Source organism: Alteromonas sp. HB246098, assembly GCF_054890645.1.
The window spans coordinates 215,881-236,098 of sequence record NZ_JBTZUG010000001.1; the positions used below are offsets into that span (position 1 = coordinate 215,881).

Annotated in this window: 16 protein-coding genes and 1 other RNA gene; 11 read left to right on the forward strand and 6 right to left on the reverse strand. The window is 43.7% G+C overall.

The window, feature by feature from the left end:
- Nucleotides 1-41 precede the first annotated feature (41 nt).
- Nucleotides 42-2,021, reverse strand: a complete 1,980-nt coding sequence (locus tag ACYTPF_RS00955; protein WP_461850870.1) for a tetratricopeptide repeat-containing sulfotransferase family protein — start codon at nt 2,019-2,021, stop codon at nt 42-44.
- Nucleotides 2,022-2,245: 224 nt separating this feature from the next.
- A complete protein-coding gene (locus tag ACYTPF_RS00960) occupies nt 2,246-4,945 on the reverse strand; it encodes a TonB-dependent receptor (RefSeq protein WP_461850871.1) in 2,700 nt (899 codons plus the stop codon).
- A gap of 322 nt (nt 4,946-5,267) precedes the next feature.
- Here ACYTPF_RS00960 and ACYTPF_RS00965 point away from each other — a divergent pair, with 322 nt between their 5' ends.
- Complete coding sequence (locus ACYTPF_RS00965) at nt 5,268-7,238, forward strand: BCCT family transporter (RefSeq protein ID WP_461850872.1); 1,971 nt, start codon at nt 5,268-5,270, stop codon at nt 7,236-7,238.
- A 30-nt stretch (nt 7,239-7,268) separates the two neighbouring features.
- Nucleotides 7,269-7,745: a MarR family winged helix-turn-helix transcriptional regulator gene (locus ACYTPF_RS00970; RefSeq protein ID WP_012518305.1), complete on the forward strand. Its 477-nt coding sequence runs from the start codon at nt 7,269-7,271 to the stop codon at nt 7,743-7,745.
- Between the two features lie 87 nt (nt 7,746-7,832).
- On the opposite strand, the gene ACYTPF_RS00975 is transcribed toward ACYTPF_RS00970, so the two are convergent.
- Nucleotides 7,833-8,180: an RnfH family protein gene (locus ACYTPF_RS00975; protein WP_461850873.1), complete on the reverse strand. Its 348-nt coding sequence runs from the start codon at nt 8,178-8,180 to the stop codon at nt 7,833-7,835.
- Nucleotides 8,177-8,608 carry a type II toxin-antitoxin system RatA family toxin gene (locus ACYTPF_RS00980; RefSeq protein ID WP_179983284.1) on the reverse strand — a complete coding sequence of 144 codons (432 nt, stop codon included), beginning with the start codon at nt 8,606-8,608 and terminating at the stop codon, nt 8,177-8,179. The genes ACYTPF_RS00975 and ACYTPF_RS00980 overlap by 4 nt, the downstream gene beginning before the upstream one ends.
- A 145-nt stretch (nt 8,609-8,753) precedes the next feature.
- Here ACYTPF_RS00980 and smpB point away from each other — a divergent pair, with 145 nt between their 5' ends.
- A complete protein-coding gene (smpB, locus tag ACYTPF_RS00985; protein ID WP_179983283.1) occupies nt 8,754-9,233 on the forward strand; it encodes an SsrA-binding protein SmpB in 480 nt (159 codons plus the stop codon).
- Nucleotides 9,234-9,332: 99 nt separating this feature from the next.
- Here smpB and ACYTPF_RS00990 read toward each other — a convergent pair whose 3' ends face one another.
- Nucleotides 9,333-10,556: an NADH:flavin oxidoreductase/NADH oxidase family protein gene (locus ACYTPF_RS00990; protein ID WP_179983282.1), complete on the reverse strand. Its 1,224-nt coding sequence runs from the start codon at nt 10,554-10,556 to the stop codon at nt 9,333-9,335.
- A gap of 394 nt (nt 10,557-10,950) precedes the next feature.
- Between ACYTPF_RS00990 and ssrA the strand changes: the two genes are divergently transcribed.
- From ssrA to ACYTPF_RS01005, 3 genes are all read left to right on the forward strand, one after another.
- Nucleotides 10,951-11,310: a transfer-messenger RNA gene (gene ssrA / locus ACYTPF_RS00995) on the forward strand.
- 222 nt (nt 11,311-11,532) lie between these two features.
- A complete protein-coding gene (locus tag ACYTPF_RS01000) occupies nt 11,533-11,835 on the forward strand; it encodes a type II toxin-antitoxin system HigB family toxin (RefSeq protein WP_461850874.1) in 303 nt (100 codons plus the stop codon).
- A gap of 32 nt (nt 11,836-11,867) precedes the next feature.
- On the forward strand, nt 11,868-12,242 hold the full coding sequence (locus tag ACYTPF_RS01005; RefSeq protein ID WP_461850875.1) for a helix-turn-helix domain-containing protein: 375 nt from the start codon (nt 11,868-11,870) through the stop codon (nt 12,240-12,242).
- 125 nt (nt 12,243-12,367) lie between these two features.
- Here the strand turns inward: ACYTPF_RS01005 and ACYTPF_RS01010 are convergent, their stop codons facing one another.
- Nucleotides 12,368-12,970 (reverse strand): thiamine biosynthesis protein ThiC, encoded by a 603-nt coding sequence (locus tag ACYTPF_RS01010; RefSeq protein WP_461850876.1) that lies wholly within the window; start codon nt 12,968-12,970, stop codon nt 12,368-12,370.
- Between the two features lie 314 nt (nt 12,971-13,284).
- On the opposite strand from ACYTPF_RS01010, the gene ACYTPF_RS01015 reads away from it, so the two are divergent.
- The 5 genes from ACYTPF_RS01015 to ACYTPF_RS01035 all read left to right on the forward strand — a co-directional run bounded on the left by ACYTPF_RS01015 (nt 13,285) and on the right by ACYTPF_RS01035 (nt 20,211).
- The gene (locus tag ACYTPF_RS01015) at nt 13,285-14,007 is read left to right on the forward strand and encodes an ABC transporter ATP-binding protein (RefSeq protein ID WP_461850877.1); all 723 of its coding nucleotides are present in this window, start codon (nt 13,285-13,287) and stop codon (nt 14,005-14,007) included.
- Nucleotides 14,004-15,446, forward strand: a complete 1,443-nt coding sequence (locus ACYTPF_RS01020) for an ABC transporter permease (protein WP_461850878.1) — start codon at nt 14,004-14,006, stop codon at nt 15,444-15,446. Before ACYTPF_RS01015 ends, ACYTPF_RS01020 begins: the two co-directional genes overlap by 4 nt.
- The gene (locus ACYTPF_RS01025) at nt 15,443-16,759 is read left to right on the forward strand and encodes a DUF3526 domain-containing protein (RefSeq protein WP_461850879.1); all 1,317 of its coding nucleotides are present in this window, start codon (nt 15,443-15,445) and stop codon (nt 16,757-16,759) included. The genes ACYTPF_RS01020 and ACYTPF_RS01025 overlap by 4 nt, the downstream gene beginning before the upstream one ends.
- Complete coding sequence (locus ACYTPF_RS01030) at nt 16,756-18,951, forward strand: TonB-dependent siderophore receptor (protein ID WP_461850880.1); 2,196 nt, start codon at nt 16,756-16,758, stop codon at nt 18,949-18,951. Before ACYTPF_RS01025 ends, ACYTPF_RS01030 begins: the two co-directional genes overlap by 4 nt.
- Nucleotides 18,952-19,245: 294 nt before the next feature.
- On the forward strand, nt 19,246-20,211 hold the full coding sequence (locus tag ACYTPF_RS01035) for a hypothetical protein (protein ID WP_461850881.1): 966 nt from the start codon (nt 19,246-19,248) through the stop codon (nt 20,209-20,211).
- Nucleotides 20,212-20,218: the final 7 nt, after the last annotated feature.

Here is a 20,218-nt window from a genome sequence, read left to right on the forward strand (position 1 = left end):
TGGCTTAAAGACAGCCATGACTCTTCATTTTTGGCTATCCATTAATTATCTGTCTTTGACGTGTCTCTGCCTAGTGCTTGTTTAAGCTCAGCTAAATAGTTTTCGAAAGGCTTCCACTGCCCCATTCCAGTTTTGTATATAGGTTGGCGAACCTGCTCAGAGCTTGGGGTCTTTATCACCCGTTTGGTTTGGTGAAACGCTAAGCATGCATCTTCAAAGTCTAAACCACAAAAATCTAAAATGCGTTTAACCTGCCCTTCCAAATCATCAAGAACATCTTCGTGCTGTACAGTTAAAATTTCCCCAGGCAATACACTATGCCAATGATCCATAAGCTGTTCATAAGCATTATAGTAACGGCCAATATCGTCAAGTGAATAGCTAAACTCTTGCCCCTCACCGAACAACTGTTTAAAGCCACTAAAACAACAGTCCATTCGGTGTCTGCGTGCATCAATAATTTTGGCGTTAGGCAGTATTTTTTTAATTAAGCCTATGTGAATGAAGTTATTAGGCATTTTATCAATGAAAAATGCCGCGCCCTGTCGGTAAGCTTTAGTCTGCTCAATATAACGGGCACCAAGCTTTTCTAGGCTTGCACTATCCAGTTCGCTCACGTTAAGCGGATAAGGTGTTTTTTGATGACTTAATGATGAAGCAATACCTAATATATCGTGTAGCTCCATGGTGCCGTCTACCTGCGAATGTGACGCGAGGATTTGCTCTAATAATGTCGAACCAGCGCGAGGCAAGCCCACAATAAAAATAGGATCGGGAGCTTGGCAGCCCTGTTTTGAATTGAAAGAACTCGCCGTGAAAGCCTGCTGCTGAGCGTCTAAGGCCTTCTCTGTTCTACTAATATCAAATTGAAGCGTACTTTGTTTAAGTTTATTGCCTTGGTCATAGTAGGCAAACGCTTTATCTGCCTGGCCTTTGTCTTCAAACCCTTTACCTAACGCAAAACAGATGTGAATTTTATCGTCTAACTTTATCGAGCTAGCTTCAACTTGCTTGCACATTTGCGACAGCATGTTGTCGCTAAATTTGTAGGTTTTTGTATTCGCTAAACTCCAATAAGCGTCGCCGTAATCATTTGCGTATTCAACCGCTTTTTCATAGGCGTTAACGGCATCCGTAGTATCGCCTTTTGCTTTTAACGCATGGCCCAATGCAACCCACACTTTAGGTCTATCAGCATTTTGTGACAGCACTTCTTTGTATAGGCTTATTGCTTCATCTAACTGACCGACGCCAACAAGTGCATGGGCCAAGCTGGTTTTAATAGCAAAGCTTTCTGGGTTCAGCGCTAATCGCGCCCTCGCTACCTTCACCGCATCTGGGAATTTGCCTAGTTTAGATAAAACATTTTGATAGGCTAATGCGGCACGCTCATTGTCAGGATAAAGCTCAACGCAGCTTTCTAAAAGAAATTCAGCATCGCTATATACCTTAAGCTGCATGCCTATTTCAGCAAGTAACATCATTGCCTCTGGGTGATGCTTATGCTTAGTTAAAAACTGTCGGCATACTTGCTCTGCTGCTGAAAACTGCTTTTCATACATTAAATCGTAAGCACCGAGTACGGGGGCAGGAAGTGACTGCAGATGTTCGATTTGCTGGGTCGCCATAGTTACTGCAGGTACGTCGTCATGGCTTTTATAGATGGTAAGGAGCTTTTTCCAACTGCTAATTAGCGCGGGGTTAAAATGCGTAGCTTTAAAAAATGCGTTAGCCGCTGCTTGATGGTTGCCGGTGGCTTCATGGCAATAAGCTAACTCTTGATATCCTCTACCATAATCTGGCTTAAGGCCAAGTAACGCATCAATATGGTTAAACGCTTCGTTATATTGTTTAGACAGCCTTTGAATAACCGCTGTTAAATAGTGTGTTTCCGCCTTCTGTTGATCGCTCAACGATGCAGAAAAAAGCGTTTGAATGCTTTCCATTGCAATTGAGAACTGTCCACGCTGCAGTGCCTGCTTTACAGCGCGTACTTGTTGTTGAAATTCTTCTGGTGTCATAGCCTACTTTATTATTCTATTTGCAAAATATAGCGCGCTTTTATGAGCCTAATTAAATACATAAATACGAGCGTTTCAGCACAACTGCTATTTTCTTTTACGCCTTGGTTACAAAATACAGATACTACCGAAATTTTTAGCTTTAGTAATGAGAACGGCAGACTTATGTCTGCCGTTTGATAACGCTATTGCGTGGTTAACGTTACATCATCCACTGATAACTATTAATAATAGTCGTAAGAGAAGCGCAAGCCGATGGTACGTGGACGGTTTGTCACAACTTTAGGCGTGTACTGTTGCGTGTCGATGTTCAAAATCGCTGATTTGTCGAAAACATTATCGATGAATGCTTCAACTTTCCAGCTCTCGTACGACATACCTACAGACACATTACCTATAACATAACTTTCTTGAATGTAGCGGCCACCACGAATAACTTCGCCGTCAGCACCTGGATAAGTTGCACCGTTAAATACCTCGCCCTCGTCTTTAATTTTTAGACCAGAGCCCGTGCCGTAGATTAGGCGTGTGGCGTCTTCCATAGCGTAGGCATTCATAACCATGCCAGCAAGACGGTCGCCGGTATAAGTCAGTGATGCGTTAACAAAACCTTCTTTACCACCTTCCAACTCGAAGAAATAGCGCGCGCTAATATTACCCGAGAAGTCAGCTGAATATGGCAGTTCACTACCTACACCTGCGGCAATACCTTCAAGCTCAGGGTTGATGCGTACAAGCTCAGTATCAAGCACGCTAAACGCTGCATTAATCACTAGGTTATCGGTAGCAAGCCATGAAATGTCGGCATCAATACCTTTAACTTCTGCATCACCTACGTTGTCGGTAAATACTAGGAAGCTAATATTAGCTGGGTCAAAACGTGACGTTTGCAAATCAGTAATTTCTGAGTAATAACCAGTCGCATTAACACGCAATATACCGTCTAAGAAGTCACCTTTTAGACCAATCTCGTAGTTGTCCAAAGTATCTGTTGTTGAATATACCGGTACACGGAAATCTGCAAAGGCGCCTGTGTTGTTTGCTGCTGCGTCACCGCCTAAACGATTAGTTACCGGTGGGCGGAAACCTTCTGAATAGTTCGCGAATAACAATACGTTTTCGTTTACTTTCCAGTCTAGGCCGAATTTAAAGATAGTGTCATCTACCGTTAATACGCCGTCATCGCCTAACAGGCTGATATCAAGTGAACCGTCTTGAATAGCATCCACAACGCCCTGGCCGTCAAGACCAAGACCATCGTAAACAGCTGGGTCTAATACTCCTTGACCGTAGGCTTCTAAACGACTTGTTACGTCACGAGTTGACGTAGCGCCGCGGTAAATGTCGTCAATTTGATACCAGCGCGCACCAAAGGTAGCGGTTACTGTGTCAGTAATTTCATAACCTAGCTGCCCAAATACTGCAATTTGCTCGATAGTATGCGTTACATCGTTTACAAAGCTAATTTCAGGTGAGAAAGGGCCACCGTCACTGTTAATGCCTTTATTACCTTGAAGCGTTTTTGCAAGGTCAGTGAATATCTCAGTACTTGCAATTTTGAACTGCCCTACCGAAGCCACTTCTTGCTCGTCATAAAACACGCCAGCGGTTAGTTGCCATGGTGTGTCCATCGTTGTGCTAAAGCGTAGCTCGTGAGTTAAACGAGTGCTCGTAGTGTCTTCCTTGTAGTACTTAGTTGGGTCAAGACAACGGGCATCGTCTGGGCTATCAAGGTCAGTATAACTACAAACGTAATATGCCGAGAATAGACCACCGTTTGTATAACCCGTGTAGTCGGTTAGCGTGTCTATTTCACGGTCTAGGTAACCACCGGTATAAACCACGTCTAGTTTTTCAAGACGGCCATTTAAGGTCCATGTGGTTAAACCAAACTCATCAGAGTTTTCATCGCTTTGGAAGCGAATCGCTGAGCTTTCACCTTCAACCGTTGGATCGTAAGCAAATACACCTTCGGTATCTAGTGTTTGCTCGGTATGCTGTACCACTACATCCCAATTGTCATCAATAATGTATGACAAGCCAAAACGAGCGCCAGAGTAAACCGCATCGTTAAAGTTATCTTCAACGTGTTCACTGTTTCTAGGCGTAACGACAGCTGCTTCACTGCGAGCGAAGCCATTGATTTCGCGACGCGCATCCATGTCAGCAGGGTCAATACCTTGCTCCTGAAGTGCATTGGCAGATATACGGTCTATAACCACTGCACTTCCAATGTAGCCACCATTGCCAGGATCGTTTTCAATGTTGTCGATCCAACCGCCTTGGCTATCGTTATATGCCGCTACGCGCAAGGCTAAATTATCAGTTGGCGTAACGTTAAAGTAAGCTTCAACCGTGTTACTCATATCACCGCCTTTGGTGGTGGAGATACTGGTATCAAAGCCTGCAGCAAAACCCGAGTGATCAGGCTTGTTTGTAATTAGTCGAACAGTACCTGCCTGTGAACTTGCACCGAATAGCGTACCTTGCGGCCCAGGAAGTACTTCTACACGCTCTACGTCAGTAGCGAAAATATCCAAGTTTCTTCCTGCCATTGAAACTGGCATTTCATCTAGATAAAAAGCAACAGAAGGCTGAAGCGCCTGAACCGATGAAAGTGTGATGCTTGATTGCGTGGTAGCGGCACCGCGGATATAAATTTCGTTTTGCCCAGGGCCTGTACCCTGGAAAACTACGTTAGGTAAGAATTCTACGTAGTCTTGAAAGTTATCAATACCAAGGTTCTCTAACGCCTTACCGTCTAAAGCAGAGACGGCAACAGGTACATCTTGGATTGATTCACTTCTTTTGGTGGCGGTAACTTCAATGGTTTCAAGTTTAGCAGACGCGTCTGATTCTTGCGCAGCCAAAGAGGTAGATGCCAATGCAGCGATGATGGCACAGCTAAGCTGAGTTTTTCGCATTTGTGTGTGTTTCCTTCAATTGGTTTTTATTCTTCGGATTGTGTTTACTTCATACACATATCAAAAAGATCATATATTACAATACAACAACTATAATTAATTACTACACTAACGATTGATATTTAACCAAAACGTAGTAAATAATAGCAGAAGGTCTAATATTGGAAGGTTATTTAGAAGCCCCCGAGCGCGAAGCACTGAGTGAAATTTTAAAATACATATAAATCGAATTATTTCATCTGATATTTATTAAAAGTGCTCCATGCTGTATATTTCGCCGTAATAACCTAAGTTGAAATAAAAGGTGAAAGGAAATTACTGCGTGATTGAGAACGAAAAGAAATCTCCACTCAATAAGCCGGTGTTTATAACGTCTTCTGCGTTAATCATCTGCTTACTAATCTTCGCTGCGGGTACGCCCGAACTTGCAGACTCTGTCTTCCAAAAATTGCAAAGTGTAATTGTTTCAAACGGCAGTTGGTTTTACGTTCTAACCGTTACTATCATTGTCCTAGCAGTGGTGTATTTGGGCATGTCTCGCTATGGCGAAATTAAATTAGGGCCTGACCACGCCACACCAGAGTTTAGTTTCGGTACTTGGCTCAGCATGCTGTTTGCTGCAGGTATGGGCATTGGGTTAATGTTTTTCGGTGTAGCTGAACCATTAATGCACTTTATGTCTCCACCCACGGCACAGGCAGAAAGTATAGACGCCGTACGCGAAGCAATGAAAACGACCTTCTTCCATTGGGGTATACACGCGTGGGCTATTTACGCGGTGGTCGCACTCATACTCGGTTATTTTGCCTACCGTCAAAACTTACCTTTAACCCTTCGTTCTGCACTCTACCCACTTATCGGCGACCGTATTTATGGCTGGCCTGGACACGTGGTAGATATATTTGCAGTAACCTCAACGGTATTCGGCATTTCAACCTCTCTCGGTTTTGGCGCATCGCAAGTTAATGCAGGCTTTAACTATCTATTTGGTTTGCCCTCGAATACCGGTGTTCAAATTGCTATTATGGCAGGCGTGGTTGGCCTGGCGGTTATTTCAGTAACAACTGGTCTAGACAAAGGTATTCGTCGCCTTTCAGAAACCAACATGGTGCTGGCTATTATTTTGCTGCTAATTGTATTGTCGTTAGGTCCAACGGTATTTTTACTACAGGCCTTTATGCAAAACACTGGCGCATACTTGTCTGACATAGTGCGAAACACTTTTAATCTGTACACCTATGAAAAAACAGACTGGATTGGTGGCTGGACCATCTTCTATTGGGGCTGGTGGTTAGCATGGGCGCCTTTCGTAGGTCTATTTATAGCGCGTATCTCGTTCGGCCGAACTATTCGCGAATTCGTTATGGGCGTTTTACTTATCCCTTCTGCGTTTACACTATTTTGGATGACCATATTCGGTAACGGTGCTATCGACCAAGTTTTGGTGCAAGGAAAAGACGTACTGGCACAAATGGTTAACGACGATACCTCCGTAGCGTTGTTTGTATTCTTAGAGCAATTTCCATTTGCTTCAGTTCTTAGTTTTATTGCTGTACTTATGGTAATTATATTCTTTGTAACCTCGTGTGATTCTGGCGCAATGGTAGTTGATATGCTTTGTTCCCACGGTGAAAACGATACGCCGTTGTGGCAACGCGTGTATTGGGCGCTTGGTGTAGGTATTGTAAGTTCAATACTTCTTTATGCTGGCGGACTAGGTGCACTCCAAACAATGACAATTGCAGCTGCTCTGCCTTTTGCTATCGTGCTGCTTATCGCTATTTCCGGTTTGTTAAAAGCACTGAGGATTGAGTCTTACAAACGAGAAAGTCTGCAGGTAATGGCTGGTACGCCTTTACATAACGATTCAGATAAAAACTGGAAAGACCGATTAGAAAACATCGTAACCTTTCCGGATGAAAGTGCTGTTCGCCGATATGTAAACAAGGTAGTTATGCCTGCGCTAACAGAAGTTGGTGAAGAGTTTAAGTCTCAGCAGTTCAATATTAATATTGAAGATAATGAAGAAGCTCTTATCCTGACCGTTGATTTAGGTAACGACCCCGAATTTATCTACGCGGTATACCTAGTGCCGACAGAACAGCCGGAATTTGGTCCAAGTGACACACCAACACTGGACGAAAACAAAAAGGCAACGTACTATCGCGCCGAGGTTCACCTGAGTGAAGGTGGTCAGAACTATGACATTATGGGTTGGTCGAAAATTTCAGTAATTAATGACGTAATCGATCACTACCATAAGCACCAACATTTTATTCATTTGCTTAAGTAACCACGTGGTTACGCATTTGTTGGAAGTAACATGCGAAAAGAAGAAGAACTATTAGTGGCACTACGGCGCGTTATTCGCGCTGTAGACCTACGCAGCAAGCAGCTAAGTAAACACGTGGGTTTGACAGGCCCCCAACTGTTAGTAATGCAAAATATTGAAGAGCGCCCCGGCATTATGGTGCGCGAAATTGCAGAAAATATTAATTTAAGCCCTGCAACTATCACCAATATTTTGGACAGACTAGAGTCTAGAGACTTAGCTACGCGCATTAGAAGTACGCAAGACAAACGAAAAGTGGGTGTGTTCTTAACCGAACGCGGAAAAGAAGCGGTGGTAGACGCCCCGCGTCCGCTTCAAGAGCACTTTGTTGAACGTTTTTCTCAGCTAAAAGAATGGGAGCAAAGCCAAATGGTAGCTACCGTTCAGCGTATTGCTAGCATGATGGATGCTGAAGATATCGATGCCTCGCCTTTCTTGGAACTAGGCAGCATTTCAGAAAAAAGCTAATAGCTTCTGTTTTCTCTAAAAAAAAATGGCCTTCAATATGAAGGCCATTTTTGTATTTGCTATGAAGGTAAAACGAATTGTACGAAACTACGACTTAGCTTTCAGCGGGTTTAGTTTTCCGCCAGTAATTTTGTCTGCCCTTCCCTCTTCTTTCGCTTTTTCAGCGCGACGTTTTCGAATCTCTTTAGGGTCAGCTATCAGCGGGCGATAAATTTCTATCCGATCACCGTCGTTAAGCGTATCTCGCAATTTAACAACACGACTCCAAATACCTACTTTTGTGGCTTTCAAGTCAATTTCGGGAAACTGCTCAAGCACATTTGACGCATTAATCGCCTCCTCTACTGTCGCATTTTCATGAATAGCAACATCAATGATGGTTTGCTTGGTGGGCAATGCGTAGGCAACCTCAATATTGATGAGCTTATTACTCATGCGTACACACTCCGCGCTCTGTCGGTGAAAGCTGAAACCATACTAGTAGCCAAACTGTTAAACACTTTTCCGAATGCCATCTCTGCTAGCTTATTACTGAATTCAAATTCAAGATTAAGCTCTATCTTACACGCTTCATCAGAGAGCGCTGAAAATGTCCAGCCGCCGGTTAACGAACGAAACGGCCCGTCTACTAGCTGCATTTGAATACTTTTACCTGGCTCTAGTACGTTGTGTGTTGTAAACCACTGTTTGATGCCGGCTTTTGCAACTAGCAAAGATGCTTTCATGCTTTGCGCTGAAGTGTCGAGGATTTTACTATCGGTACAGCCTGGCAAAAACTCAGGGTAGGAAGCTACATCGTTGACTAAGTTAAACATGGCTTCTGCGCTATGAGCTACAAGCGCGCTTCTATGAATACTTGGCATTGATCCCACTACAATTAAAACTCTTAGTCGCATTGTATCACAGAAATTTTGTATCGCTTGTATTCGGTTTTGAACCAAATGCCCCAATATAAGATAACAATGACAACTAAAGACATTCCTTTGAACAATCAGTATAATAGCCAGCATGAAAAAGAATAAAGCCAACAAAAACACCTCAGGAAATATCGCGCAGAACAAAAAGGCGCGTCATGACTATTTCCTAGAAGACAAGTTCGAAGCCGGGCTTGAGCTTCAAGGGTGGGAAATTAAAAGTATTCGTGCCGGTAAAGTAAACATTACCGACGCGTACATCATTATCCAAAATGCCGAAGCATATTTGGTAGGTTGTAGAATCAGCCCGCTAAATCAGGCATCTACCCACGTTATTGCTGCGCCTGAACGCGCGCGCAAACTGTTGCTTAAAAAGCGTGAGATAGATCGATTAATGGGCGCACGTGACCGCCAAGGTTATTCAATCGTTGCAACGTCTATGTATTGGAAAAAGTGTTGGGTGAAACTAGAAATTCACCTAGCGAAAGGTAAGCACGCTCACGACAAGCGCGACACTTTGAAAGATAAAGACTGGCAACGCCAAAAAGAAAGAATGATGAAACACAGCGTTTAACGCTGTGTTTTTATTTGTGGCGCTATAAAAGAAGCGTGATTTCGGCTGAGTTTTAATAAAGCAGCCTTGTAAAAAAACCTTACCGAAACGGTATTGGCGTTAGCCTACGTCTCGTTTGGTCATCTTCTTTCGATGCAGCATATCAAGAATAAGACTCCAAAGCGGTGACGGGTTTCTTAGTGTGGTTAGATTATTTCCTAATCGCCTAAGCTGTCGTCGCACCATCGCCATATTCGCAAGGCTCGCTAGCGATTTATCTTTCCAAGCGCAGTGTGGAATAATGCCTGAGTAAGACCATTCTTGCTGCCACTTTTTAGCTAGGTCGGGCGTAATGGCAAGCGCACTGGCTAAACCTACCATTGCACAGCCTTGCTCTATCACTTCTTCTGCCACTTCGGCCCTTTTAATGCCGCCTGTGGTCATAAGTGGAATATCGGTTTTACTCACCAAGGCCTGTGCAAATTCTAGAAAGTATGCCTCTCTGGCAAGGGTGGTATCGTCCCGTGTTTGGCCCTGCATGGCGGGCGCTTCATAACTACCACCAGACAGTTCAACCACATCTACACCCAAGGCTTCTAAGCGATTTACTACTTCACAAGCATCGTCAAAAGAAAATCCGTTCTTTTGAAAGTCAGCAGAGTTAAGCTTTACCATAACAATGAAGTTTTTAGCGCAAACCGCTCTAACCTGGCTGACGATATTTATTAATAAACGGGCGCGGTTAATAATAGAACCGCCCCACTCGTCTTGGCGCTGATTAGTAAGCGGAGATAAAAATTGCGTAAGCAAGTAGCCGTGAGCAGCATGAATCTCAACGCCGTCGAAGCCAGCTTTTTCAGCTTGCTTAGCCGTTTCGACAAAGCGCTTGCATACATCATGGATATCTTGGCAGGTCATTTCTCGGGGCTGAGCAAATAGCTTAGAGTGTTTACCCATATCTAAGGGGACAGCAGAAGGCGCGATAGCTTTGCCCTGCATGGCTTTAAATACTTGGCGACCAGGGTGATTAATTTGCATTATGGCTAATGCGCCATTCGACTTAATGATCTTCGCCCACTTATGAAACGGCGCAATATCGGTATCTTTTTCTAGTGCAACACCACCTGGCCCTGTCATAGCTGCCTTATCAACCATAACGTTACCCGTAATTACCATGCCTAAATTACCATGGGCCCAGTATCGATACAGTGAATATAAAGACTCACCGGGAATGTTTCCCATGCTCGACATATTTTCTTCCATTGCGGCTTTAACAAGACGGTTTCGCGCTGTTACGCCACACGGCAGGGTATAAGGAGAATACAATATGGAATCTGAAGACATTTACACTACAAGCCTTTTAATTATGCTGACGTACTTTAATGGTTCTTGCCGCTAAATGCATCCTTACATAGGTACTTATTCCTTAAAAATTTTCTAAAAAATTATTAAACGTTAGGCCCTTTTAACGGAAACAGAAAGCTATTTTTAAGCTTTCTTATCCCTATATTAGAGCAGGCCCTTGAAAACTAATGTTGCTAGCCACATATCAAAGTTAAGTCGATAATAGACTTGCTGTTATGAAGGTAACTTTGTTTTCTTAGCTCGCATAGTAAGCTTTTGAAAACATAAGTGTTATTTTTGGTTGTTTTATAGCCAAACCCTTAAAATTTAAAGCGTTTTCTAAAAGAAAGCATTTAATGACGTAACATTTGTGCTATTATTGAAAATCACACTCGGGGCTGATTAGGATTCGACAGGATCTAGGAAGCCGGAGGTGCATGCAGAGGAGCGGTTGGCCTCTTAAAAAAGCCGCATTTAAATAGTCGCAAACGACGAAACTTACGCACTAGCCGCTTAATAACCGGTATAGGCCCTTCCACCCTAGTCTCTTCCTGCTAGCGGGGATTCGGAAGGTCATCCAAGTAGGATAGCGAGGGAACCTTGTCTAAGGGTGAACCGCGAAACAGTATTAGGCCAGCTGCAAGGAAATCCTGTTTGTCGGAGTTCCAAGCAGTTAAATAAATGACAAACTAAGCATGTAGTACCAAAGGTAGACATTTTCTGGACGCGGGTTCAAATCCCGCCAGCTCCACCAATTCAATAAATTAAGACGTCCTATGACGTCTTTTTTTATGTCTACAACAACGTAAAATCAATAACTTAGAGAATTTCGCGTTCAACTTCTCCCGGGGCACCTCGCTTACCTCTCTCCTATTATGTAGTCCCCTTCTGGTTATCTATTAATGATATTTAAACATAGTTGGCTTCCTAAATATTTTAGTTGAAAAAGTCCCAATATGGGACTAGCATAAAATCTATGAGAATAATTGCCCTGTCGACACTGAAAGTTTTCTGGGAGGAACACCCAGAGTACATGGACGCTAAAGAGCCAACGCTCGCTTGGTACCGGCATGCGTTAAGCGCCGATTGGAGTGCACCAGCAGATGTAAAGCTGGACTTTAGAAATGCCAGTATCCTGAAAGATGGGCGAGTAGTTTTCAATATTGCGGGTAACAAGTACCGCTTGGTCGTTTGGATTAACTATGCCTATCGTGTGGTCTATATCCGATTCATCGGTACCCATTCGCAATACGACAAAATTGACGTTCAAACTATTTAGTTGCCCAAAAGGTAGAAACAAGAGGAAAAATCATGGACATCAAACCGATTAAAACTGATGCCGACTACCGAGCGGCATTAACAGAAATTGAAAGTCTGATGACTTCTGCCCCTAATACCCCGGAAGGTGAAAAGCTGGATGTCATGGTTACGCTCATCGAATCTTATGAGGCTAAGCATTTCCCTATGGAACTGCCTGACCCCGTTGAAGCCATAAAGTTCGAAATGGAACGTAAAGGTTTAACAGTAAAAGACCTTGAGCCTTTGATTGGCAAAAGCAATCGAGTCTATGAAATTCTCAATCGCAAACGCTCACTCACGCTAAAAATGATCTGGAAACTGCATGAGGGCTTGGGTATTCCGGCCGAATCTCTGATAAAGCCACCGCAAACTCATACTCAAACATAAGGTTTTCCAGGACATTGAAGGTGTTATAGAATGGGGGCGCAATCACCTTAGTCGTCTTCCCCCAAATAAAAGCCGTACTGCATAGTTTATCTAACTAGGTTGCTCACTAGTGATGATACTAAGCTCTAGTTAGCTTTGCGGTTTAAGCTGATCAAACAGATAGCCAACAACAATGTCGCAATCATACCTGAAGCGCCAGCTACACCTGATGGTAAAAAGCCATCACGACCAAATATGATTAGTATGGTATTAGCAAACATAGCGACCATGCCAACTATAGCGGTAAGACCACCAATCGTTTTACCGCCTTTTACCACGAAGAATAGGCCGAAAACGACGGCTGCTAATCCTAATAACAATTTCGCTGCGTAGTAAATCATGAAAGACAAAGATACTACACCGCCAATCAAAGGTTTAGCGCCTTCTACTGCGCCAGCAACCTGACCGAAGGTTGAAAATAACGTTAGGCCAATACTTACCTGCACAATATTTAGAACGGCGCTAAAAGTAATTGCCGACCAGCCTAGCTGCGCGTTTTTTGCTTGCACCATAGCGGTACTAGCAAAAGCAGCGAGTACGGTAAAAATTACGGCCTCAAATCCCCAGGCATACTGCCTCGAAAAACTAATTCCGCTGCTATAAAGCGCTGTAAAAACAGCCTGTGTTATTGCTAATAGCAGTAATAGTGATGCGGTCGCTTGTATGGTGCGCTTATGAGTAAATTCCATTATGGCTCTCTTTTTTTAAAATATGTAAGTAGCATTTATTGATGTTGCTATAAGACAGGTAAAACAAATTAATAATTTCACTTAATTAGGTAAAAATGGCAAATCATCTATAAAGAGGAGAAACTTAGCCTATTAAGGTAGACCACTACCAATCGGCCAGTCTTTTTCGTTCAGATCTTCAGCAATTTTCTATTCAAGCACTACTTTTTCTTTTCGATTGGTCATTCCACTGTCACTTAAGAGTAAAACGTATTTCCATCTAATTAGTTATAATATAACATTGCGCACAAATTTCTGTTACAGCACGTTATACAATGCAAACAAATTCAGTAATATGCGCAGATGCGCTTACCGTGCGCGTTGAAAACCGCACGCTTTTAGACAATCTAAACTTCAATGTTGGTAAGGGTGAAGTTTTCGCGCTTTTAGGCGGTAATGGTGCCGGTAAATCAACTACGCTTAAAACCTTTTTAGGTTTGATGAAAGCAAACAGTGGTAGCGCTACTGTGCTGGGCCACAACGCCACTACTCACCCTAACGATGTTCAAAAGTCTGTCGCTTATTTACCTGAATCTGTAACCCTTTATGGTCACCTTTCTGGCTTGGAAAATATCAGTTACTTTCTCTCAGTAGCTGGTGTAGAAAAATCAGACGAAGACATTTTTGCGGCACTTCGCAAAGTGGCTCTTCAAGAAGATTCATGGAATAAGGCGTTATCAAACTACTCGAAAGGTATGCGTCAGAAAACCGCAATTGCGCTTGCTTTGTTGCGTAATGCCCCAGTGCTGTTTTTAGATGAGCCTACCTCAGGCTTAGACCCTGCCGCTATTGACGAGTTTAATGCGTTGGTTTCTGAACTTGCGGCCAGCGGCGCTACCATTTTTATGGTAACCCACGACGTGTATGGTGCTTGCCAGGTCGCTCACCGCATTGTGCTTTTAAGTAACGGTAAGCTAACCGGCTCTTTCGAGCGTGTTGGCGATACGCCTATTGATACTGAAGCGGTACACGCAGCATTTGCAGGGCGCAAAGCATGATATTTAGTGTAGCAAAAACCATATGTGCAGATCAGTGGCGCTATTGGCTGCGCACTAAAGTCGCCGCAACGGTACTGTTGTTAGGGGCCATACTGACCCTTGCAGCCCTAGTTGTAAATGCATTTCACATTGAAGAGGCCGCGCACGCTAGAGATCACCTTCAAACTGAAGCAGAAGAACGCTTTAAAGCGCAGCCTGATAAGCACCCTCACCGCATGGTGCATTACGGTCACTATGTCTTTCGTGCCCCTACTCCATTGAGCGTGATTGAACCTGGCGTCGACACCTACACAGGCAACGCTATTTTTCTAGAAGGGCACCGACAAAATAGCGCCATGTTTGCAGAGCAGCGACAATCGGCCGGGCTTACGCGTTTTAGTAGCTTAACCCCTAGCTTCCTTGCGTTAGTACTCGCGCCACTGTTTATTATTCTCATTGGTTACGGCAGCGTATCGCGAGAGCGCGAGGCCGGCACACTTACTTTGTTATTGTCGCAAGGTACTACGCGCTGGCAGCTAATGTTAGGAAAACTCTTAGCCCTAATTACTGCTAGCGGGTTGTTCTTACTCCCTTTGCTTCTGGCCTGCTTATATGTTGTTTTTTCAAGCGAAAGCCCGCTAGTAGTGCTGCTATTTTGCTTAAGTTACGCCGTTTACTTCTTGCTATGGGCTACCGTTGTAACTGCGTGTTCAGCGTTATTTGAGAAAAGTAGCGTTAGCTTCACCGTACTTATTGTTATCTGGATGGCTGCGTGTGTGTTGCTTCCTCGCCTAGGGAGCAGCGTCGCAACGAATGCAGCCCCGTCAATGGGCAAGCTTGAAGCGGACTTTAAAGTAGAAGAAAAGCTTAGAAGTTTGGGCGACGGTCACGACGTTAACGACCCTGCGTTTAAAAAGCTAAAAGAAGAATTATTAGCAAAATACAATGTGGATTCCGTAGACGACCTTCCTGTTAATTTCCGCGGTGTTGTTGCTCAGTACTCAGAAGGCAGACAGGCAAAAGTGCTTAATGAATTTGCCGAAAACAGAATGGGTGAAGAATTAGAACAAGCCCATATTGCACGTCAGTTTGGTTGGCTATCGCCTACCGTTGCCGTTCGCGCAATCTCTACAATATTAGCGGGTACCAGCCTCGAAACCCATCATCGTTTTTTACGAGAAGCAGAAGCTCTGCGCCTTGAATTCGTGCAAGGGCTAAATAAAGTGCATGTTGAAAAGCTGGATTACAAACTCGACATGAACCGCAACGCAAGCGAAGAAGCGGCGGATAAAGCTGTTGTGGGTGCAGACAATTGGGCATTGCTTTCGGAATTTAATTTTAAGCCAGAGGCAGCAAACACACGCATTTCAAACGCGCTTATCTATTTTCTACAACTGTTTGTTTGGGTATGCATTACCGCCTTGCTTTTAAAAGCGGCTGTTAGGAGGTTAAACCCATGATGCGTTTTACCGATCTTAAGCGTGAAGCTAATTTTGTTTTTGGTCACCGCCAAATAAAACTTACGTTATTAGTCGTATTTCTTCTAAGCGCAGTGTCTTTGTGGTCAGGTCATGCAGAAATGCAGGAACAACAAGCCACTATTGAACGTTTATTAGAAAAAGACCAAGTAGAGCGTGAAGCCGTTATCACTCACCAGTCTAACTTCGGTATGGTTGCTTATTACGCGTTTCACCTGACTTATGCGCCCCCTTCCCCACTGGCTTTTGCAGCCGTAGGCGAAAGAGATGTATTTCCTTGGAAGCACCGTATACGCATGCTTGCATTAGAAGGGCAAATTTATGAAAGCGATACAGATAACCCAGAGCTTGCGTTTTTAGGGCGTTTCGATTTTGCCTTTGTGACCAGCGTATTGCTGCCATTATTTATTATATTGCTACTTTACGATTTAAAAGCAAAAGAACGGGAAGCCCGCCGCTTCGATTTACTCAATGTAACAGCACGCAATGCCCATGCGATATGGACATCACGAGTATTAGTCACCTTAGTGCCTTTAGCACTTGTGACGCTTACTCCGTTTGTTGTATTCGCGTTAATCAACGGTGCATCTTTACTCTCCATATTAACCGTTTGCGCAATAGTAATAGGTAACATTGCGTTATGGAGTGCCATTGTTCTTGTGATTGGCGCAGCAAAACGTTTTGCAAATTTCAGTGCAACGCACCTTGCTTCTATTATGTTAGGCGTTTGGCTTGTTACCACTGTTATTGTGCCGGTGACTGCACACACGGTAATTAATGCGGTGGTTGACACACCTGAAGGCGGCGACATTGTGCTTACCCAACGTGAAGCGGTAAATAGTGCGTGGGATAAGCCCGTTGAAGACACATGGCGTGCATTCATTGCCACTCACCCGCAGTGGGCCGACTACACAGAGTTTGACCCTGAACGAGACAGCTCATTTAATTGGAAATGGTACTACGCATTTCAACAAGTGGGCGACCAAACGGCTAGTGAGCTATTGAAGGGCTACCAGGCTGCCACGCTTCAAAAAGACACCATTGCAAGCTACATAGCCTTGCTTTCTCCTTCCTTGCTTACGCAACGTTTATTATCAAGCGCTGCAGATACTAGTGTAAGTGCGATGGTGGGCTATGAAAATGATGTACGCGCTTTTCATAAGGCGCTACGAAAATTCTATTATTACCACCTTTTCAAAGACCCTGAATTTTCTCAGGAGAGCTTTGAGGCACTACCACAATTTACACCAAACACTAAAAGCTCACACGAGAACCGCACAGGAAAAGAAGAATGAAAACGAGTTGGGTTAAATCATCACTTGCAGCCACTATATCAGCTTTATTAAGCACGTCGGCTTTAGCACAAAGCGATAACAGCCAAAATGAAGCTGATGTTGAAAAAATAACCGTGCACGGTATGCACCGCGCGTATCGAGGGGCTTTTGAATACAAAGAGGTACCTGCAGCAGCTCAAGATATAGACTTAGGCTTACTTAGCGATGCTGGTGCCATTAATTTGAATGACGCACTAGATCTGTCGGCATCTGTAGCACGTCAAAATAATTTTGGCGGTCTTTGGAATAGCTTTGCAATTCGTGGCTTTTCTGGTGATGAAAACTTACCCAGTGGCTTTCTGGTAAACGGCTTTAATGCAGGTCGTGGTTTTGGTGGCCCTCGTGATCTATCTGGTATCGATCATGTTGAAGTATTGAAAGGCCCGAAAGCTGCCCTTTTCGGACGAGGTGAACCAGGTGGCGCAATTAACCTGGTAACTAAACGTCCTCAGTTTCGTGAAGGTGGTGAAGTTAAAGCCACTTACGGGAGCTGGGAGCAAATGCGAGTTGAGGCTGATGTTCAAACCGTTGCAGGCGCGTCTGAGAATGTCGGTGTTCGCCTAGTTGGTTTTTATGAAGACGCTGAAAGTTTTCGCGATACAGTAGAAACCGAGCGCTTTGGGTTTTATCCATCGGTAACCTGGGAAGCGTCGGCAGATACTACCGTGACTTACGAACTAGAATACACAGAACAAAAGATTCCTTTTGATCGCGGTGTAGTGGCTATTGACGGCGAATTAGGCCATCAACCCATTGAAACCTTTACTGGCGATCCGAATGGCGACACAATCGATACCGAAGTTGTTGGTCATCAAATTGAAGTTTCTCACAAGCTTGCTGATGATTGGAACTTGTTGTTAGGTGCAGGTCTGCGTGATACCACGTTTGAAGGCAATGCATTAGAGAACAATTTTGGCGGCCGTCAAACGCTATTTATCGACCCTAATCAAGCATTGTTATCGCGCTTTAAGCGTTATCGTAATTTTGAAACTGATTATCTCGTATTACGAGGCGAAATTGCGGGTGAATTTGAAACAGGCTCACTAACCCATCGCGTTATTATTGGTGCTGACTACGACAAATTTGAAAACGATCAGGTGATTCTGCGCTATCGCCCGCCCTTTTTCTCGGCCGATACCGACATTAACGATTTAGACTTAGATCAGTACCTTGTGGTCGATATATTCAACCCCGATTATTCACCCCTTCCCGATGTTGAGCTTTCTGACAATCTAAACCGTCTAGAAGTACAAAAAGCTTGGGGCGTTTACATTCAAGACCAAATTAACCTTACCGACAACCTTCAAATTCGTTTAGGCGGTCGTTTCGATAAGTTTGAACAAGAAATAGATAATCGATTAGCAAGCCCGGTAAGCACTACGTCGCAAGATGATACCCGTTTCTCGCCGCAAGTGGGCGCCGTTTATGTGTTTAACGACAGCACCAGCGTTTATGCCACCTACGGCGAAGGCTTCCGTCAGTTAACGGGTTCTGATTTTGCAGGTAACCCTTTCGAGCCGAACGAATCAGAATCTGCTGAAATTGGCCTTAAAACCGATTTAACGTCTATGTTCGATAACGTGCGAGGCGATATCACGCTTTCACTATTTAATATCGAGCAAAGCAATATTCTGGTGTTTGATGACAGTGAAGAAGCATCAGACGGCTTTTTCTTAACACCAGCAGGCGAAGCGCGAAGCCGCGGTATAGAGCTAGACATAAATGCCGAATTTGAAAATGATATTTCGCTATGGGTGTCTTACACCTTTGTGGATGCAGAAAGTACAAATGATGCGGCAGATGCTAACTTCGTTGCCGCAATTGAGTCTGGCGACCCGCTAATTAACGTTCCAGAAAACCAGTTAAGTATTCAACTAAGTAAAGATCTTATTTTAGCTGATATGCCAGTGCGCATAGGTTCTGGAATATTGTATGTAGACGAACGCTTAGGTCAAACTGCCACCGACTTCTACTTACCAGGCTACACTACAGTTCGTGCGTTTGCTGAGATAGAGCCTGTCGAAAATCTATCGGTTAAAGTAGCAGTAGACAACCTATTTGATAGAGAATTGTATACTAACTCTTTCGCAGATGTGTGGGTTGAACCCGGTGCACCGCAGCGTTTTAGGCTAACGGCTGCCTATCGTTTCTAATTGTTAAAAATATAGAATTTTAAGAGAAATTAAGAAGGGGCCGATATTGAATTGGCCTCTTTTTTATTGCCAATTAAGCTGTAATTTTTCTTTATTAATCAAATTACTAAAAGTATAAAGAATACTAAAGACTAATAAGTAAGATTCCTCAACTCCCCTATAATAACCTATACTTAAGCTGTCATCTTTTTTTCAGTGGTTTTTTACATGTTGCTTCGCTATTTAGTTCCCTGCGCTCTTTTCTTTTCCAGCGGTTTCGCTTACTCACAAAGCACGCCCTCAGAATTTGCTGAGATGAGCTTTCAAGATTTACTCAACGTCAATGTCAATGACAATATTGATAGCGTTGAACAAAGAAAGTGGTCGCTATCCTTGCAGTTTAAAGCCGCCGAGTTTGACGGTTACATGATTGATGATAGTGATATCTCACTGGATGAGGTTTTATTCAGCCCGGGGGAAGAAAGCCGAACCGAGGAAAACTTCCCGGTTGTCCCCACCGTTATTAATCAATACGTTAAAGTTGTACAAATAGGCTATCAAATTAGAAGCGACGTCAAAATTGGTGTTCAGATACCACTTATTCGGCAAGAAACTGATCATATTAGTGTAGTGCCCGGGTATGACGAGTTTTTGATTTCATCTGAAGGTTTAGGTGATGTTGTCGTTACTGGCCATTATGAATTTGCATCAAATGAAAACTACAGCATTTGGTTAAGTGGCGGAATTAGCTTGCCCACAGGGTCGATAGACGAAGAGGGAGACACGCCGCGCGCTGCGGGTGACCAACAACTCCCCTATACTATGCAACTCGGCTCTGGCACCTATGATTTCCCTTTCGAAATAGGCTATCAAAATAAGGGGCGTTATCCGTTTTCTATTATGTTTTCAGCAAGAGTTCGCACCGGTGATAACGATAGAAACTATCGTTTAGGCAATAACTATGAACTTAACGGCAAATACAATTTTGTTATTTCACAAGAAACGACCCTATTTGCGGGGGCAGAACTTAGCTATGCCGATTCAATACACGGACGAGACGAAGAAATAACGGTGGATGGTGATTTTCCCTACCCTGCGGGTATAACTAACCCAGAATTATATGGCGGGAGCAAAGTGAGATTGTTCGGGGGCGTAAATTACTTCGCTACGGATTGGCTGCAACTGCAACTTAGTGGCAGTAAGCCGGTATACCAAAATCTAAATGGCCCTCAACCTAAAGAATTGTGGCGATTTGGCTTTCAATTGTCGACTCTATTTTAAGTAAACT

Excerpts from the sequence above, each read along its gene's own strand:
- ACYTPF_RS00970 (WP_012518305.1), top strand. The coding sequence starts at position 7,269 with ATGCGAAAAGAAGAAGAACTATTAGTGGCACTACGGCGCGTTATTCGC.
- ACYTPF_RS00955 (WP_461850870.1), bottom strand. The coding sequence starts at position 2,021 with ATGACACCAGAAGAATTTCAACAACAAGTACGCGCTGTAAAGCAGGCA.
- ACYTPF_RS01000 (WP_461850874.1), top strand. The coding sequence starts at position 11,533 with ATGAGAATAATTGCCCTGTCGACACTGAAAGTTTTCTGGGAGGAACAC.
- ACYTPF_RS01010 (WP_461850876.1), bottom strand. The coding sequence starts at position 12,970 with ATGGAATTTACTCATAAGCGCACCATACAAGCGACCGCATCACTATTA.
- ACYTPF_RS00960 (WP_461850871.1), bottom strand. The coding sequence starts at position 4,945 with ATGCGAAAAACTCAGCTTAGCTGTGCCATCATCGCTGCATTGGCATCT.
- ACYTPF_RS00990 (WP_179983282.1), bottom strand. The coding sequence starts at position 10,556 with ATGTCTTCAGATTCCATATTGTATTCTCCTTATACCCTGCCGTGTGGC.
- ACYTPF_RS01020 (WP_461850878.1), top strand. The coding sequence starts at position 14,004 with ATGATATTTAGTGTAGCAAAAACCATATGTGCAGATCAGTGGCGCTAT.
- ACYTPF_RS00980 (WP_179983284.1), bottom strand. The coding sequence starts at position 8,608 with ATGCCAAGTATTCATAGAAGCGCGCTTGTAGCTCATAGCGCAGAAGCC.
- smpB (WP_179983283.1), top strand. The coding sequence starts at position 8,754 with ATGAAAAAGAATAAAGCCAACAAAAACACCTCAGGAAATATCGCGCAG.
- ACYTPF_RS01005 (WP_461850875.1), top strand. The coding sequence starts at position 11,868 with ATGGACATCAAACCGATTAAAACTGATGCCGACTACCGAGCGGCATTA.
- ACYTPF_RS01035 (WP_461850881.1), top strand. The coding sequence starts at position 19,246 with ATGAGCTTTCAAGATTTACTCAACGTCAATGTCAATGACAATATTGAT.
- ACYTPF_RS01015 (WP_461850877.1), top strand. The coding sequence starts at position 13,285 with ATGCAAACAAATTCAGTAATATGCGCAGATGCGCTTACCGTGCGCGTT.
- ACYTPF_RS01030 (WP_461850880.1), top strand. The coding sequence starts at position 16,756 with ATGAAAACGAGTTGGGTTAAATCATCACTTGCAGCCACTATATCAGCT.
- ACYTPF_RS01025 (WP_461850879.1), top strand. The coding sequence starts at position 15,443 with ATGATGCGTTTTACCGATCTTAAGCGTGAAGCTAATTTTGTTTTTGGT.
- ACYTPF_RS00975 (WP_461850873.1), bottom strand. The coding sequence starts at position 8,180 with ATGAGTAATAAGCTCATCAATATTGAGGTTGCCTACGCATTGCCCACC.